Raw genomic sequence first — 17,440 nt, forward strand, 5'->3', positions numbered from 1 at the left:
GACCACCGGCCGGTGGTGGGTTGCTCGCGCAGTTCCCGCGCGCTCGGGGGTGCAGCCGCCTGCGGGATGGGGGGCCTGGCCGGCTAGGCCGACGGGCGTTGGGGGGCGTGGGCGAAATCGGTGACGCCCTGGGTGAAGGGGACGCGGGGGGACCAGGCGAGTTCGTGGTGGGCGCGGGCCGCGGAGGCCGTGACGTGGCGGACGTCGCCGAGCCGGTACGCCCCGGTGACGCGGGGCGCGGGCCCCCCGGTGACGGCGGACAGGACGGTGGCCATCTCGCCGACGGTCCGCGGCGTGCCGGTGGCGATGTTGTAGGGGCGCAGGCCGCCGGGCGGCCGGTCGCCGAGCCGGGCGAGGGCGGCGACATTGGCGGCGGCCACATCGGCGACGTGGATGAAGTCCCGGCGTTGGCGGCCGTCTTCGAAGACGGCGGGGGCCTCGCCGCGGGCGAGGGCGGAGCGGAAGAGGGCGGCGACACCGGCGTAGGGGGTGTCACGGGGCATGCCGGGCCCGTAGACGTTGTGGTAGCGCAGGGAGACGGCCCGGCCGTCGGCGGCGCGGGCCCAGGCGGCGGCGAGGTGTTCCTGGGCGAGCTTGGTGGCGGCGTAGACGTTGCGGGGGTCGGCGGGCGCGTCCTCGTCGACGAGGCCGGGCGCGAGCGGTTCGCCGCAGCGGGGGCACGGCGGTTCGAAGCGGCCCGCGTCGAGGTCGGCGACCTGTCGCGGCCCCGGCCGTACGACGCCGTGCCGCGCGCATTCGTAACGTCCTTCGCCGTAGACGACCATCGACCCGGCGAGGACGAGCGACCGTACGCCCGCGTCGGCCATGGCGGCGAGCAGCACGGCGGTGCCGAGGTCGTTGCAGCTCACGTAGTCGGGGGCGTCGGCGAAGTCCTTGCCGAGGCCGACCATGGCGGCCTGGTGGCAGACCGCGTCGGCGCCGCGCAGGGCCTCCTCGACGGCGGCCCGGTCGCGGACGTCGCCGTGCCGCCATTCGACGCCGTCGGGCACGGGCGGCGGCGGGGCCCGGTGGGCGGCGGGCAGCAGCGCGTCGAGGACCCGTACCCGGTGTCCGGCGGTGCGCAGCGCGGTGACGATGTGCGAGCCGATGAAGCCCGCGCCTCCCGTGACAAGTACCAGCATGGGCCCGACCGTACGGTCCCGGCCGGGCCGATGGACCGGGCCCGGCCGGGGCGTCAGCGCTCCGTAAGAACTCCCCGCGCCGCCTCACACCAGCGCGGGCACCTCGTACGTGAGCGTCGCCGCGTCCGCGTCCAGCACCGCGGGCACCCCGAGCGGCACGGTCAGCGTGGACTCGCAGTGGCCGAAGCCGAATTCCTCGACGATCGGTACGCCGAGGCCGCCGAGGAGGTCGGTCATCAGGGACCGGACGGCGGGGTACGGGCCGCAGTCCTGCCAGGAGCCGAGGACGATTCCGGCGACGCCGTCGAGCCAGCCGGAGCGCAGGAGTTGGGTGAGGATGCGGTCGAGTCGGTACGGCTCCTCGCCGATGTCCTCCAGGACGAGGATGCCGCCCGCGGCGGACGGGCGGGAGTACGGGGTGCCGAGGTCGGAGGCGAGCAGGCTGACGCAGCCGCCGAGGGTGACCCCGGCCGCGCGGCCCGGTACGAGGGTGCGGGCGGTCGGGGAGGTGGGCGTCAGGGTCTCGTCGGGCGTGAAGAGGGTGCGCCGCAGGTGGTCCTGGGTGGGGCCGTCCTTGAGGAAGGTCTCGGTCGCCGCCATCGGGCCGTGCAGCGTGGCCAGGCCGAGCCGGGTCGCGAACGCCTCGTGGAGCGCGGTGATGTCGCTGTAGCCGATGAACGCCTTGGGCGTGGCCGCGCCCATGGCGTCCCAGTCGAGCAGGTCGACCATGCGCTGCGCGCCGTAGCCGCCGCGGGCGCACAGCACGGCAGCCAACGACGGGTCGCACCACGCCTGTTGGAGGTCGTCGGCGCGGGCCCGGTCGGTGCCCGCGAGGTAGCCGGAGGGGTGGTCGTCCAGGACGTGCGGTGCCACGACGGGGTCGAGGTCCCAGCTCCGCAGGATGTCGAGGCCCGCGTCGAGGCGTTCGCGCGGTACGGGACCGCTGGGCGCCACGACGCCGATCCGGTCGCCGGGCGCCAGCCGCCGGGGGCGGATCAGTGCGGGCACCGGCCCGCCGACCGGGCCGGCCGCCTGCCGCGGTCCGCCCCCGGAGCCCCGTCCGGCAGAGGCGTCGGCGGCGGAAGCGGAGGAGGCGGCAGCGGCAGCGGCAGCCGTAGAACTCTCCGTCATGTGTGCAGCTCCAGCGGCGCGACGCCCTCCGGTGTGAAGCCGAAGACCTGCCCGTAGAGGGCGAGTTCGGCCTCCAGGCAGGTGACCATGGTGTCCAGGCGGCGGAAGCCGTGGCTCTCGCCCTCGAAGGTCAGATACGCGTGCGGGATGCCGCGTCCGGCGACGGCCTCCAGGAACCGCTCGCACTGCACGGGCGGGCAGATCACGTCGTCCAGGCCCTGGAGCAGCAGGAACGGCACGTCTATCCGGTCGCCGTGGTGCACGGGCGAGCGGTCGCGGTAGCGCTCGGGCACCTCGTCGAGCGGCCCGATCAGCGACTCCAGGTACTCCGACTCGAAGTCGTGCGTCTCCCCGCCCTCCCGCGACCAGCCGCGCAGGTCGAGGATCGGGTAGATGACGGTGCCGCAGGCGTAGGTGTCGGTGGTGGTCAGGGCCGCGGCGCTGGTCCAGCCGCCGGCGCTGCCGCCGCGGATGGCCAGCCGCGCGGGGTCGGCGACGCCTTCGGCGACCAGCCCCTCGGCGACGGCGGCGCAGTCCTCGACGTCCACCACGCCCCACTGTTCGCGCAGCCGGTTGCGGTAGGCGCGGCCGTAACCGGTGGAGCCGCCGTAGTTGACCTCGGCGACGCCGATGCCGCGGGAGGTGAAGTAGGCGATCTCCAGGTCGAGGACCATCGCGGCGCGGCTGGTGGGTCCGCCGTGCACCCAGATGACGTAGGGCGCGGGTCCCTCGGCGGTGACCAGCGGATTGCGCGGCGGGTAGACCTGCGCGTGCACCTCGCGCCCGCCGGGGCCGGTGAACGTCCTGGCCAGGGCGTCGGGCACGTAGGCGGGGTCGACCGTGTCGTGGTGCGCGCTGCCGATGACGCGGGTGCGGCCGGTCTTGACGTCCAGCTCGACCAGTTCGTACGAGGTACGGGCGCTGCCCGCGACGCCGATGACGCGGCTGCCGGACGCGGCGAGGGTCGCATTCCACTCGGTCCAGTGCCCGGGGGCGTCGGTGACCTCGCCGGTGGCGGGGTCGAGCAGGCCGAGCCGCAGGGCGCCGACGCCGTGCAGGACGGCGATCAGGCCGTCGTCGAGCGGGGCGAACCAGTGGTGGCCGAGTTTCCACAGCGCGTTGCCGAATTCCTCCTGGCGTGCGCAGAGGTTGACGGCTTCGCCGGTGGCCGGGTCGACGCGGTGCAGATTCCACCAGCCGGTGCGGTCGGTGGCGGCGAGCAGGGTGCCGTCGGCCGCCCAGCCGACCTGGGTGACGGATTCCTCGGGGCCGCCGATCAGGGTGCGGGCGGCGGTGAAGGTGCCGTCGGCGGTGACGTCGGCGATCCGCAGTTCGGTGCCGTCCCAGGGCATCAGCGGGTGGTCCCAGGCGGTCCAGGCGGCCCGCGTGCCGTCGGGCGACAGGCGGGGTCCCGTGACGAACCGGTGGGTGGCGGCGGCCAGTTCGCGTACGGCCGCGCGGTCGTCGGCGGCGGAGCCGTCGAGCGGTACGGCGGCGGGCACGCGGCGTACGTCGGTGGGCTTGTCGCCGGTGAACTCCTCCAGGACTCCCCAGACCTCACCGCGCTCGCGGTGCAGTGTCAGGTCGGCCCAGCGCAGTCCGCCGCCGACGGCGCCGACCGGGGTCAGCGGGCGCGGCGGGGTCTGCGGCTCGTCGGGGCGGAAGGCGTAGAGCCGCTGGTCGGCGAAGTTGGCGAAGACCACCAGCGGGGCGCCGTCCACGACGGCGCCCGCCCAGGGGGTGCCGCCGTATTCGATGACGCGGCTGCGGACGTTCCACGGCGCGGGCAGCGGGCACTCCTCGGTGCCGTCGGGCCTGCGGCGGATCAGCGCGCGGCGGCCCCCTTCGGCGGGGCGGGGCGCGGTCCACCAGACGTCGTCGCCGACGATGCCGACGAATTCGGGGCTGCCGTCGTGTGCGGCGGCCGTGGTGGCGTCGACGGGCGAGGGCCAGGCGCCGTGCGGGGTGGTGCTCCCGGTGGTCGTGGTCACGCTCCGGCCTCCGTTCCCGTGGCGCGCAGGAAGCGGTCGAGGACGTGGACGCCGAAGTGCAGCGCGTCGACGGGCACCCGCTCGTCCACGCCGTGGAAGAGCGCCTGGTAGTCGAAGCCGGGGGGCAGCCGCAGCGGTGAGAAGCCGTAGCCGGTGATGCCGAGCCGGGAGAACTGCTTGGCGTCGGTGCCGCCGGACATGCAGTAGGGCACGACGTGCGCCTGCGGGTCGAAGTGTTCCAGCGACTCGCGCATCGCGGCGTAGGTCGGGGAGTCGACCGGGGCCTGGAGCGGGATCTCGCGGTGGTGGAACTCCCAGTCGACGTCGGGTCCTGTGAGCCGGTCCATGGTGGCGGCGAACTCGTCCTCGGCGCCGGGCAGCATGCGTCCGTCGACGTAGGCGGTGGCGGAGCCGGGGATCACGTTGACCTTGTAACCGGCTTGCAGCATCGTCGGGTTGGCGCTGTTGCGGACGGTGGGCCTGACCAGGTCGGCCGCCGCGCCGAGCCGTTCGAGGAGGGTGTCGACGTCGTCCAGGGCGGCCTGGTCGGCGGGGACGCCGTAGAGCGCGGCCAGTTCGGTGAGCGCGGCGGTGACGGTGGCGGTGAGGCGGACGGGCCAGTCGTACTCGCCGATCCGGGCGATGGCGCCAGCCAGTCGGCTGACCGCGTTGTCCCGGTTGACCTTGGAGCCGTGGCCCGCCTTGCCGTGTGCGGTGAGCTTGAGCCAGGCGGTGCCGCGCTCGCCCGCGGCGACGGGATAGATCCGCAGGTCGTCGTTGGCGTGGAAGGTGAAGGCGCCGGATTCGCTGATGCCTTCGGTGCAGCCCTCGAAGAAGTCGGCGTGCTTCTCGGTGAGGAAGCCGGAGCCGTAGGAGGCGCTGTCCTCCTCGTCGGCGGTGAAGGCGAGCACGATGTCGCGGGTGGGGCGGTGTCCGGTACGGGCCCAGGCGCGGACGGTGGCGAGCACCATCGCGTCCATGTTCTTCATGTCGATGGCGCCGCGGCCCCAGACGACGCCGTCCCTGATCTCGCCGGAGAAGGGGTGCACGGTCCAGTCGGCGGCCTCGGCGGGCACGACGTCCAGGTGGCCGTGGACGAGCAGCGCGTCGGCGGCCGGGTCGCTGCCCGCGATCCGGGCGAGCACGTTGGCGCGGCCGGGCGCGGATTCCACGATCTGCGCTTCGATCCCGGCGTCGGAGAGCTGCTGGGCGACGTATTCGGCGGCGGGCCGTTCGTTGCCGTCGCCGCCGCCGCGGTTGGTGGTGTCGATCCTGATGAGGTCGGACGTGAAGGTCACGACCTCGTCGAGTGCCCGCGCGTCCACGGCGTCGTGCCGGACGTCTCGCTCGGCGGTCCGCTCAGCCATACTGCTCCTCCACCGCTTGCGACACGAGTGTGGTGACCGCCTTGAAGGCCCTGATGCCCTCGTACATCGTGGGCAGCGTGTAGGCGACACGCCGCTCCCCCGTCCGCTCCACGCCGGGCACCACGGTGGCGGCCCCGGCCAGGTGGACGGCGTCGAATTCCAGCTCGACGGTGAAGGGCCCGGCCTGCGCGGGCTCGTGGCGCACGGCCAGCGCCGCGGCGTCCTTGGCGGCGGCCCTGATGTCGGCGGCGGTGCGCGCGGGCGGGCGGCAGACGGCCGCGTAACGCGACACGTAGTCCTTCACCGCGACGGTACGGGCCTGCGGCGCGTACCCCTCGGCGTCGATCCCGGTCCTGTCGTCGCCGGTCACCAGCACCACGGGGACGCCGTACTCGGCGACGACCAGCGCGTTGAGCCTGCCCTCGCTGGCAGCGACGCCGTTGACCCACACGCCGGTGATGGAGTTGGCGAGGTAGGTGTGGGCGAGGACGCCCTCGGTCCCGGCGCCGGTGTGGTAGCCGACGAAGGCGATGCCGTCCACGTCTCCGTGCTGGACGCCCTCGACCATGGACAGGTCCTTGTGGCGGCCGGTGAGCATCTGGGCGCGCTCGTCCAGCTTCTCCAGCAGGAGATTGCGCATGGTCCAGTGCGCCTCGTTGACCAGCACCTCGTCCGCGCCGCCGTCGTAGAAGCCCGCGACGGCGGCGTTGACGTCGGAGGTGAACATATGGCGGCAGCGCTGCCACTGCTCGCTGCCGGGCAGCACGTCGGCGGGCCAGGTGACACCCGTCGCGCCTTCCATGTCCGCCGAGATCAGGATCTTCATGTTGCGTCACGTTACGCGGCGGCCGGAGGGCGCACCAGGGCCGGGCCCGGCCTGTGGATAACTTCAGTGGTCCAGACCAGTGAAGCGGGTGGGGGAATCAGCCGGTACGGCCCGCCACCAGCCATTTCGACGGTATCTCTATGCGAGTCCCGTCCACCCTGAACTCCGTTGTCACCAGGGGCTGTTCACCGTCGGCCAGCACTTCGAGCCCGGCGGCCCGGAAGAATCCGGGCAGCGCCGCGTCCGACACCTCGCCGGGCGCGATGCCGTGCGCGAAGATCGCCCCGAGCTTCTGCGGCGGTCCGGCGGGCCCCTGCGCGAGCCCCATCAGCACCGGCTTGGCCGCCTCCGCCAGCTCCAGCGCGAAGGCCCGGCCGCGGTGCCCGGTGAGCACCGCTATGCCGTCCGCCAGCCGCCCGCGGTCCTCCGGCTCGCACTGGTGCAGCACCCCGCGCATGTAGACGTTGGCGTCGCCGATCTCCTCGTGCAGCCGCTCCACCGCGTCGGTGTCCACCGCGTCCAGCCGCTGGTACTCCGCCGCCCCGTGCGGATCGTCGCGCCTGGCCCGGTCGATCGCCTCCCGCGAGAGGTCCACGCCGACCACCCGGTCGTACCGCTCGGCCAGGAAGCGGGTCTGCGTCCCGTTCCCGCAGCCGAGGTCCACCACCGGAAGGCCGGGGTCGAAGTACGCCCGGAAGTGCGGGTAGTGCTGTTCCGCCGCGAGCTCGGGGTCGCAGTCCCAGAAGACTCCGCCGGGCTCGTGGGGCGCGTCCTGCCAGAAACTCTCCCACGCCTGCTCATACCCGCTGGACACGTTCACGCGTACTCACCACTCCCCAGGACCGCGATCGTAGAAAAAGGCACAGGCGCGGCCGCCGACCGTGCCCGCATCAGGAGCTACCGGACCGTCACTTCGGAGTCAACGGCCCGGGCGGAATCGACGGCGCCGACGTCATCGACGCCACGGACGGAACCGACGCCACGGACGGAACCGACGACAGCGGCGTATTGAACGCCTCGGACGGAACCGACCGCGCCGGCGGGATCAGCGGCTCCGGCCTGGCAGCGGCTGCTCGAACCAGACGGACTTGCCCTGCGCGAAGCGGCTGGTGCCCCACTCGCGGGCGAGCCTGCTGACGATCCGCATGCCGCGCCCGCCCTCGTCGTCGGGCCCGGCGCTCAGCAGGACGGGGACGGCGTGGTCGTCGTCGGTCACCTCGCACAGCAGCGCGCCCGCGCGGACGAGCCGCAGCCCGATCCGCCGGGTGTGCGCGTGCCGCACCGCGTTGGTGACCACCTCGCCGACCAGCAGCTCCGCCGTCTCCGACATCTCCACCAGGTCCCAGCCGAGCAGCGTCTCGCGGACCAGGCGGCGGGCCCGCGCCACCTCGCGCGGGTCCGGCTCCAGCTCCCAGGTCATCACGTCGTGCCGCGGGATGCCGTTGAGCCGGGCCATCAGCAGCGCCACGTCGTCCTTGCGACCGCCGCGCGGGTTGAGCGCGCGGATGATCGTGTCGCAGGCGTCGTCCATCGACGCGGCCGGGTGCGCGGCGCTCTCGCACAGCGCGGCCAGACCGGTGCCGATGTCCTGGCCGCGCACCTCCACCAGGCCGTCGGTGCACAGGATGAGCCGGTCGCCGGGCGCGACCGGCACCCGTACCGTCTCGAACGGCACCCCGCCGACGCCCAGCGGCGCGCCCGTGGGCACGTCGAGCAGCTCGCTGCGGCCGTCGACGGCGCGGACCAGCACCGGCGGGATGTGTCCCGCGTTGGCGATCAGCAGATCGGACTCGACCGGGTCGTAGACCGCGTAGAGGCAGGTCGCCAGATACTGCTCGCCGAGCCGCTGCGCCAGGTCGTCCAGATTGCGCAGCAGTTGGGCCGGTGGCATGTCGAGCCCGGCCATGGTCTGCACGGCGGTACGGAACTGGCCCATCATCGCGGCCGAGTTCAGCCCGTGGCCCATCACGTCGCCGACCACCAGCGCCAGCCGCGAGCCGGGCAGCTTGATGCTGTCGAACCAGTCGCCGCCGACCCGGCCCAGCCGCTCGCCCGGCAGGTAGCGGGTCGCCACGTCACACCCCGGCATCCGCGGCGCGATGTGCGGCAGCATGCTGTCCTGGAGGGTGTCGGCGACATTCTCCTGATACGTGTACATGCGCGCGTTGTCGAGGACGAGCCCGGCACGGGCGGCCAGTTCCGCGCCCGTCACGCGGTCCATGTCGTTGAACACCGCCCGCTCGCGGTGGCGCAGCAGGATCATGAAGCCCAGCACCACATCGCGCGCCTTCAGCGGGACGACGAGCATCGAGCGGTTGTTGATCAGCGGGCTGATGTCGCGCTTGGGGAACTGCGCGGCGATCGCGTTGCCCATCGGCTCGCTGATCCGCGGCACGAGCACCGGGTCGCCGGTGGTCATGCACTGGAAGAACGGCGTCTGCGCGGGGAAGGGCATGGACTCGCCGACCGGCACCACGTCGTCCCAGCGGCCCGGTTCGTCGGTGTGCTCGACCGCCACGCGGTACCACATGGTGGTGACATCGGGCGGCCCGTCGGGGAAGCCCTCACCCGCCAGCACCTGCTCGCGCAGATATGTGCCCGCAACATCAGTGAAGCGCGGCACGACGGCCGCGCTGACTTCCTGAATGGTCCTGGCCAGATCCAGCGAGGTGCCGATCCGGCCGCTCACCTCGTTGAGGAATTCGAGGTGTTCGCGGACCGCCGCGTATTCGAGGTCGGGCGCCAACTCGTCGGCCGGGACGGCCCGCGGGTCGGCCGCCGCGGCGGCCTCGGCGGCGCGCCGTCTGGCCTGCCGCTCGGCCCGGCGCGGCACGCCCCAGTCCGGGGTGACCGGCACCCGGTCGTGCTGGCTTATCTCCAGCACCGGATAGCCCAGTTCCAGCACCTGCGCCACGATCCGCCCGCTCTCCAGCGGATTCATGCTCGGCAGGATCTCGGGCAGTTGCCTGGCGAGCTGGTCGGAGCCGGGGAATTCGGTGTGCAGCGCGAAGCCGGGCGCTATCCGCTCCGAGCAGTCCGCCGCCCCCGACCTGTCGGTCGCCGCCGCGTCGGGGTCGGCCATCGCGGAGGGCGTCCCGGCAGCGGCGGAGGAACCGGCCGCGGAAGAGGCGTCGGTGGCCAGCACGAGCAGCCGCTCGGGGCCCGGACCGACCAGCGGGTAGGCCCACCACAGCACGTCCAGGGGGATACGCCCGTCGCCGTCGGCGTCCGTGCGCCGCACGCAGTCGTACAACCGGGCGCGACCCGCCGTCGGGTAGGAGCTGGCACCGGCCAGCGAGGACTCCAGGTCGGGCCCGGTGACGTCGTACGGGTACGCGGTGCCCGCCGTGCCCCCGCCCGGGGCGGCGTCCGGGGGCACGTCGAGTGCGCCGCCCACCGGTAAGAGGTCGAGCGCGTTCCGCCCGACGGCCTCTTCCCGTGTCCAGCCGAACAGCCGGCGCGCACCCGTACTCCAGTGCGACACCAGCCCGGCGGCGTCCACGACGATCACCGCGAGCGGGATACGTCCGGACGGCTCCGGCGGTTGACGGCGGTCCATGGTTCGTCGGGCTCCTTCCCTCGGCCCCGCGGTCCGGGGCCGGAGTGCGGTGGGAACCGCCCCGGCACAAGATCTACGATGCCGTTAACCACGGTACGACCGGTCCGGGTGCCAGGGGAGGGAAAGTACGAATCCGGGCGCACGCCCGCGCGCGAGCAACCAAACTGCCCGTGCTAGCGTCCAAACCCTCTGTTCGAACTCTCTCACGTCGGTGGAGTTCGACCCCCTCGCCGGAAGGGATGCCGGCCGGGGCGCACCGCATCCGCGACTGGAAGAGGCCACGTGACCACCTGGCAGCCTGCGCGCTGGACCGCCATGAGGGGACCGGGGGCCCTTTTCCGGCGGGTCGACCTGCGCAATCCTGTCGTGGCCGCCACGGTGCTCGCCGCGGTCCTGCATGTGATCTGGGCCTATTTCCTGGCCAAGGACTCCGGCGACATGGCCGCGCAGTACGCCTGGACGGACTTCATAAGGGCCCACCCCTCCGCCTCGTACAACCTGTCCTGGTACGGCGGCATGCACCCCGCGTCGTACAGCATTCTGTCGCCGTACATCATGGCCGGGCTCGGGGTGCGGACCACCGCCGTGATCGCGGGCACCTTGTCCACGACGGCGGCGACGCTACTGCTGATCCGGGCCCGGATCAAGCGCCCGATGCTGCCCGCGCTGTGGACGGCGTTCGCTCTTTGGGGTGACGTGCTCTCCGGACGGGTCACCTTCGCGCTGGGCGTCCTCTTCGGTCTGATCGCCACGCTGCTGCTGTTCCCCACCGACCCGCCGGTAGGCGCGCGCCGCACCCCGCGGGTGCTGACCGCCACGCTGATGGGCGCGCTGGCCACCATGTGCAGCCCGGTCGCGGGTCTCTTCATCCTGGTGGTCGCGGCGGCGCTGTTCCTCACCGGGCGCCGCAAGGACGCGTATGTGATGGCGGTCTGCCCGCCCCTGGTGGTCGGCGCGACCTCGCTGCTCTTCCCCTTCTACGGGGTGCAGCCCTTCAAGTGGTTCTTCGCCATCATCCCCTTCGCCACGGCCGTGGCGATCGCCCTGGTGGTGCCGCGCGAATGGCGCGTCGTACGCGTCGGCAGCTGGATCTACGCGGCCGGTGTCGCGCTGACGTACGTCATCCCGTCGCCGATCGGCAGCAACGTGGAGCGGCTGGCCCTGCTGTTCGGCGGCACCGTGCTGCTGATCGTGGCCATGGCGTGGACCAGGGGCGGCCGGATGGCGCTGATGCTCTACCTGGCCTTCCTGGGCGTCGCGGGCTGGCAGATCTCCAAGCCCGTGGTGGACCTGGTGAACACCTCGGCGCCCTCGTCCACGGTCGAGCACGCGGCGCCGCTGATCGCGCAGCTCACCAAGGTGCGCGCGGACAAGGGCCGGGTCGAGGTCGTACCGCTGCGCTCGCACTGGGAGGCGTCGGGCCTGGCCCCGCACGTCAACCTGGCGCGCGGCTGGAACCGGCAGGCGGACGTCGAGCGCAATCCGCTCTTCTACGACGGCACGCTGACCGCGGAGACCTACCGGCAGTGGCTCCAGCGCTGGAGCGTCGGATACGTGGTGCTGCCGTCGGACACCCCGGACGGCGCGGCGGTGGCCGAGGCGAAGATCGTGGCGGCGGGCCAGAGCTGGCTGACGCCGGTCTGGCACGACGACTACTGGAAGCTCTACAGGGTCGCGAACGCCGATCCGCTGGCCGATCCGCCCGCGATCGTGGACGAGGCGAGTCCGGCCGAGCTGACCGTGACGATGCCGACCAGCGGCTCGGTGATCCTGCGCATCCCGTGGTCCCCGGTGCTGGGCATCGAGGGCGCCAACGACAACAAGCACGGCTGTCTCATCCAGGACGGCGACTGGACGCGGCTGTACGCGCCCTCGCCCGGCACGTACCGGATCGGCGGCACGTACGCGCTGATCCGCGGCACGCAGTGCAACAAGAACGACGTGGACGGCAGCGGCAGGCCGGACGGCGCGGCACCGGCCGGGCGCTGACCGGCAGGCTGTCCGACCTGCACGGCCTGCTGCCTGACCTGAACGGCCTGCTGTCCGACCGGCCGACCGGCGCCCGAGGGCCGCGGTGACCGGGAACGCCAACGGGCAGTGACCCTCACTCTTGTGGAGTAAGGGTCACTGCCCGTTCCGTACGACGGTGGATACGCCCGCGCGTCCACGGCGGGTACGGCGGCGGCACGGTCCTCGTCGGCGTGACCGACGTATCCGGCGTGACCGACGTATCCGGCGGGTCCGGTGCGGCCTAGTCGGCGTGTCCGAGCTGGAGGTCCCGCTCGGTCCTGCCGCCGCCCGCGACCTGGAGGACGGTGGCGACCGGCGGGTAACCGGCGGCGATCACCGTGTACTCACCGGCGGCGAGGTCCACGAAGCGGAAGTGCCCGTCGGGGCCGGTGGTGACCGAGTCCACGACATTGCCCGCCGCGTCCAGCAGCGTGACCCGCGCGTCCTCGACCAGCCGCCCGCCGGGGGCGCGTACGGTCCCGCGCAGCACCGCGCCGCCCGCCAGCTCCACGTCCTGCCGGGTCTCCCGCGACGCCTGCACCGACACCGGCAGCGCGGCGGGCCTGAAGGCGGGCGCGCTGGCCGCCAGCGTGTACTCGCCCGCCACCAACTCGCTCAGGACGTAGGCGCCTTCGCGTCCGCTGCGGGAGGTCGCCACGACGTCGCCGCGGATGTCGGTCAGGGTCACGATGGCGTCCCTGACCGGGGTGCCGTCCGCGGTGCGCACGGCGCCCGCCAGGCGTCCGGCGCCGCCGAGCACCACGTCGAGTTCGACCGGGCGGTCGGCGACGGTGATGCTGACGGCCTGCGGCTGGTGGCCGCCCGCGGCGGCGATCAGCACATAGCTGCCGCTGCCCGGGGTGCTCAGCGCGTACCGGCCGTCCTCGGTGGTCGCGCCGCGGCCGATCTGCCGTCCCGTGACGTCGATCAGGGTGAGCGCGGCGCGGCCGACGGAACTGCCGTCGGAGTGCTGGACGGTGCCGCACACGGGCACACCGCCCGCGTAGCTCTTGCGGGCGCCCGGCACGGCCGAGTCGGTCACGGTGAAGCCGGGCGCGCCGTCGGCGCCGGTGAGGGTGTCGGTGGCGGTGTCGCCGTCGTACGTGGTCGTCGGGGAAGCGGGGCCGTGCTGGGTCACCAGGGGTTTCTCCTTGAGGAGGAAGGCGAAGAGGAAGCCGAGCGCGAGCACCGGCACCAGGTAGAGGAAGATCCGCGGCATGGCCTCGGCGTACGCGTTGACGTACCCGTCGCGCACAGCCGCGGGGAGTGTGCGGACCAGTTGGGGGGTGACCGACTGGGCGTCGGGCAGGTGGGCGCCCTTGGGGAGTTCGACCGCGAGGCGCTTGGCGAGGCGGTCGGCGAAGAGCGTGCCGAAGACGGCCGCGCCGACCGAACCGCCGATCTGCCGGAAGTAGTTGTTGGCGCTGGTGGCCGCGCCGATGTCGGTGGGGCGCACCGAATTCTGCACGGCGAGCACCAGCACGGGCAGCATCAGGCCGATGCCGAGGCCGAGTACGGCCATGTAGACGCTGTACTCGGCCTGCGGGGTGTCGGCGTCCATCAGCGACAGCAGATACATGCCGGCCGTCGACAGGGCGCCGCCGATGATCGGGAAGATCTTGTAGCGCCCTGTCCTGCTGATCAACTGCCCGCCGACGATGGAGGCGAGGACGACGCCCATCATCATCGGCAGCATGAGGAGCCCTGATCCGGTGGCGCTCGCGCCGTCGACCATCTGGAGGAAGGTCGGCAGATAGCTGGCCGCGCCGAACAGGGCGACGCCGACGATCCCGCCGATCAGGGCGGTGGTGTTGAAGACCCCGTCGCGGAACAGCCGCAAGGGGATGACCGGTTCCGCGGCGAACCGCTCGACGAGCACGAAGAGCAGCGCGCTGACCACGGCCCCCGCGCCGAGGCCGAGGATCTCCCGGGACTGCCAGCCGTACTTGGAGCCGCCCCAGGTGGTGACGAGCACCAGGCAGGTGGAGCCGACGGCCAGCAGCAGGGCGCCGAGCACGTCGAGGCGGGGCCGGACGGCGGGCTTGGGGAGTTTCAGCACGAGGCTGATCACGACGAGGGTGACCAGGCCGAAGGGCACGTTGATGGAGAAGCACCAGCGCCAGGAGGCGTGGTCGGTGAAGAAGCCGCCGAGCAGCGGTCCCGCGACCGACGCGAGACCGAAGGCGGCGCCGATCAGGCCCATGTAGCGCCCGCGTTCCCGCGGCGGCACGATGTCGGCCATGATCGCCTGCACGCCGATCATCAGTCCGCCGCCGCCGATGCCCTGGATGGCGCGGAAGGCGATGAGTTCGTCCATGGTGCGCGACCACGCGGCCAGCGCGGAGCCGATGACGAAGGTCATGATCGCGAACTGGAAGACGATCTTGCGGCCGAAGAGGTCGCCGAGCTTGCCGTAGATCGGCAGTCCGATGGTGGACGCCAGCAGATAGGCGGTGACGACCCAGGACATCTTGTCGAGGCCGTGCAGCTCGCCGACGATCTTCGGCAGGGCGGTGGCCACGATCATCTGGTCGAGCGCGGCCAGCAGCAGCGCCAGCATCAGGCCGACGAAGACCAGCCGGACCCGGCGCGGTGTGAGGTCGACCGCGGCGCCGTTGCCGCCGGGCGGTCCCGAGGCGCCGCCCGCCTCCTCGGCCGCGCCCCCGGTCCCCTCCCCCGGCCGTTCGTCGTCCACGGCCGCCGGACGCTCGATCAGCGTGCTGCCACCCACTGCCACTCCCCTCGTCGCGCCTGCCTGGCCACCGTTTCCCGCATTAAGCGACAACGACGAGCAAGCGCGACGATTCTCAGGAAGTACGCGAAACCACCCGTATCAGTGAACGATCACGAAACCAGCGGCACCGTAAGGGACTTCACTCCCCCGCGGCGCACTCCCCTCACTTCACTCCGCTCGGCCCCATTCCGCTCGGCCCCATCCCGCTCGGCGCCATTCCGCTCGGCCCCATCCCGCTCGGCGCCTCACTTCTTCTCGACGTCGGCGGCCAGCGAGGCGAGCAGCGCGTCGTAGATACGGCCGAGGCCCTTGGGCGCGAAGGTGCGCTCGAAGAAGCCGCCGACGCCGCTCGCGCCCTGCCAGGTGGTGACGACGACGACCTTGCTGCGGCCCTCGCCCGACGGGGTGACCGTCCAGGTGTTCACGAGCGTCGAATTGCGGTCGGTCTCGACCAGCGTGTCCGCGGCGGGCGCGGAGACGTCGAAGAGGCAGTCGCGGATCCGCTTGCTGGTGGCCTGGAGCTTCCAGTGGACGACGGTGCCCGCGCCGTGGCCGCCCTCCCGGACCTCGTACTCGCTGAACTGCTCAGGGAGCACCCGGCCGCGGGTGCCCGCGTAGTCGGCGACGGCGGCGTACACCCGCTCCGGCTCCGCGTCGACGATCCGCTCCGTGGTGGCCTCGACCAGCGCCATGACTTCTCCTCAGGTCCGTGCCAGGTCGCGCGCCTTCCCGGCGCGCCGCACAAGCCAACCACACGCGCTTATCGAATCTGTGTTCTATTGTGGAGGGACGGGCGACCGGAGACGGCCGGCCGGAGACAACCGGAGGAGGGCGCGATGCGCTGGGACCATCTGAGCGGTGACGACGCGGCGGCCGGTGGCGCGCCCGCGCTGTTCGGCGCCGACGCGGTCACCCGGACCTTCGACACGCCGGGCTTCCGCGGCATCACCTTCCACGAGATACGGGCGAAGTCGATCATCAGCCGGGTGCCGGGGGCGTCCCGCATGCCCTTCGAGTGGACGGTCAATCCGTACCGCGGGTGCAGCCACGCCTGCGTGTACTGCTTCGCGCGCAAGACGCACAGCTATCTCGATCTCGACACCGGGATCGACTTCGACTCGCAGATCGTGGTGAAGACCAACGCGCCGGAGCTGCTGCGCCGGGAGCTGGCGTCGGCGCGCTGGCAGGGCCAGCACATCGCGATGGGCACGAACGTGGACTGCTACCAGCGCGCGGAGGGCCGGTATCAGTTGATGCCCGGCATCATCGCCGCGCTGCGCGACCGCGCCAACCCCTTCTCGATCCTCACCAAGGGCTCGCTGATCCTCCGCGACCTGGAACTGCTGCGGCAGGCCGCCGGCGTCACCGATGTGTCCATCGCGCTGTCGGTCGGCTTCACCGACGGCGAGCTGTGGCGCAGCGTGGAACCGGGTACGCCTTCCCCCGAGACCCGGCTGGCGGTCTGCCGCACCCTGCGGGCGAACGGGCTGCCGCCCACCGTGCTGATGGCGCCCGTCCTGCCCTTCCTCAGCGACTCCCCCGAGCAGTTGCGGGCCACCGTCCGCGCCATCGCCTCGGCGGGCGCCGCCTCGATCACGCCCCTGGTCCTCCATCTGCGGCCGGGCGCCCGCGAGTGGTACATGGCGTGGCTCGGCCGGCACCACCCGCATCTCGTACGGCGCTACGAGACGATGTACGCGGGCGGCGCGTACGCCCCGACGTGGTACCAGCGCCGGGTCACCCGCCAAGTCCACGAATTCGCCACGGAGTTCGGCTGCGGGCCCGCGCATCGCGAGGGCACGCGGCGCTTCCGGAAGCCGGGCGAGCCGGAGGCGGGTCTGTCCGGCGACCAGGTGCCGGCGGCGCGGCCCGCCGCGGAGAACACCCAGCTCACGCTGCTATGACCTCGCGCGGGTTCCGGACAGGCGTCAGGCCCTAGGCGTCGGCCAGCGCCGCGCGGGCGGCCGGGGCCAGTGGCGGGTGGGCGGTCGCGGCGCGCAGGGCGTGCCGGGCGGCGGGGGGCGCCTGCCGCGGGCACAGTGCGCCCAGGCCCTCCACGCAGGCCAGCGCGATGCGTTCGTGGGGCGCGGGGGTCGGCCGGGCGAGCAGCCGCTCCAGGGTGGTGGTGAGGGCCGGTACGGCCTCGGGCGCCCGCATCCGGACCAGGAGGCGGATGGCGGGCAGCGCGTACGCGACCCGCAGTTCGTTGGTGGCCAGCGCGGCGGCGGCCCGCCCGGTCCGCGGGTCCGCCAGCCGCGCCAGCGCCTCGGCGGCGCGGCTCGCCCGCGACTCGTCCCGGTAGTTCAGCAACAACGCCAGCGTCTCGAACGCCCGCCGGTCTCCCGCCTCCGCCAACTCCACGGCGGCCGCCTCCCTCACCTCCAACGGTTCGCCCACGGCGGTGAGCTTGCGAGCGAGGCGTTCACGGGTCTCGACGTCCATCTCCCCACTGTAGGAGCCGAGTTGCCCGTTACCGCCCCGACGGGGCAGATCGGTCGTTCCCGGACCACCGGCCGGTGGGGGTGGGCCGCGCAGTTCCCCGCGCCCCTGACGGGGCACACCCACTGCGTTCGGACGGCGAGCCGATCTTTTCAGGGGCGCGAGGCTGTGTCTGATCTGCGGCTGCCCCGCCCCGGCGGGGCGGATCGGTCGTTCCCGGACCACCGGCCGGTGGGGGTGG

12 protein-coding genes are annotated in these 17,440 nt (G+C 72.9%); 2 read left to right on the forward strand and 10 right to left on the reverse strand.

Features of this window, described 5'->3' with window-relative positions; genetic code table 11:
* Positions 1-83: 83 nt before the first annotated feature.
* From ACIQCJ_RS15455 to ACIQCJ_RS15485, 7 genes are all read right to left on the reverse strand, one after another.
* Entirely contained in the window at positions 84-1,142 is a 1,059-nt protein-coding gene (locus tag ACIQCJ_RS15455) for an NAD-dependent epimerase/dehydratase family protein (protein WP_402711619.1), read from the reverse strand.
* Positions 1,143-1,226: 84 nt separating this feature from the next.
* Entirely contained in the window at positions 1,227-2,150 is a 924-nt protein-coding gene (locus ACIQCJ_RS15460; RefSeq protein ID WP_355339518.1) for an LD-carboxypeptidase, read from the reverse strand.
* 119 nt (positions 2,151-2,269) lie between these two features.
* Positions 2,270-4,264, reverse strand: coding sequence for an LpqB family beta-propeller domain-containing protein (locus ACIQCJ_RS15465; RefSeq protein WP_401856008.1), 1,995 nt, complete (start codon positions 4,262-4,264; stop codon positions 2,270-2,272).
* Positions 4,261-5,631: a M20/M25/M40 family metallo-hydrolase gene (locus ACIQCJ_RS15470; RefSeq protein ID WP_402711620.1), complete on the reverse strand. Its 1,371-nt coding sequence runs from the start codon at positions 5,629-5,631 to the stop codon at positions 4,261-4,263. Before ACIQCJ_RS15470 ends, ACIQCJ_RS15465 begins: the two co-directional genes overlap by 4 nt.
* A complete protein-coding gene (locus ACIQCJ_RS15475) occupies positions 5,624-6,457 on the reverse strand; it encodes a M55 family metallopeptidase (protein ID WP_188281247.1) in 834 nt (277 codons plus the stop codon). The genes ACIQCJ_RS15470 and ACIQCJ_RS15475 overlap by 8 nt, the downstream gene beginning before the upstream one ends.
* Before the next feature lie 97 nt (positions 6,458-6,554).
* Complete coding sequence (locus ACIQCJ_RS15480) at positions 6,555-7,277, reverse strand: methyltransferase domain-containing protein (RefSeq protein WP_391163647.1); 723 nt, start codon at positions 7,275-7,277, stop codon at positions 6,555-6,557.
* Between the two features lie 225 nt (positions 7,278-7,502).
* Positions 7,503-10,016, reverse strand: coding sequence for a SpoIIE family protein phosphatase (locus ACIQCJ_RS15485; protein ID WP_402711621.1), 2,514 nt, complete (start codon positions 10,014-10,016; stop codon positions 7,503-7,505).
* A 282-nt stretch (positions 10,017-10,298) separates the two neighbouring features.
* On the opposite strand from ACIQCJ_RS15485, the gene ACIQCJ_RS15490 reads away from it, so the two are divergent.
* Positions 10,299-12,005, forward strand: a complete 1,707-nt coding sequence (locus ACIQCJ_RS15490) for an MFS transporter (protein ID WP_355339162.1) — start codon at positions 10,299-10,301, stop codon at positions 12,003-12,005.
* 262 nt (positions 12,006-12,267) lie between these two features.
* On the opposite strand, the gene ACIQCJ_RS15495 is transcribed toward ACIQCJ_RS15490, so the two are convergent.
* A complete protein-coding gene (locus tag ACIQCJ_RS15495; RefSeq protein ID WP_391049549.1) occupies positions 12,268-14,757 on the reverse strand; it encodes a DHA2 family efflux MFS transporter permease subunit in 2,490 nt (829 codons plus the stop codon).
* 248 nt (positions 14,758-15,005) lie between these two features.
* Positions 15,006-15,452 carry an SRPBCC family protein gene (locus ACIQCJ_RS15500; RefSeq protein ID WP_355339159.1) on the reverse strand — a complete coding sequence of 149 codons (447 nt, stop codon included), beginning with the start codon at positions 15,450-15,452 and terminating at the stop codon, positions 15,006-15,008.
* A 144-nt stretch (positions 15,453-15,596) separates the two neighbouring features.
* Here ACIQCJ_RS15500 and ACIQCJ_RS15505 point away from each other — a divergent pair, with 144 nt between their 5' ends.
* Entirely contained in the window at positions 15,597-16,664 is a 1,068-nt protein-coding gene (locus ACIQCJ_RS15505) for an Rv2578c family radical SAM protein (protein ID WP_402711622.1), read from the forward strand.
* Positions 16,665-16,695: 31 nt separating this feature from the next.
* Here the strand turns inward: ACIQCJ_RS15505 and ACIQCJ_RS15510 are convergent, their stop codons facing one another.
* Complete coding sequence (locus ACIQCJ_RS15510; RefSeq protein WP_402711749.1) at positions 16,696-17,295, reverse strand: adenylosuccinate lyase; 600 nt, start codon at positions 17,293-17,295, stop codon at positions 16,696-16,698.
* Positions 17,296-17,440: the final 145 nt, after the last annotated feature.

The sequence above is a fragment of the Streptomyces sp. NPDC093221 genome (assembly GCF_044753885.1).
Lineage (GTDB): Bacteria > Actinomycetota > Actinomycetes > Streptomycetales > Streptomycetaceae > Actinacidiphila.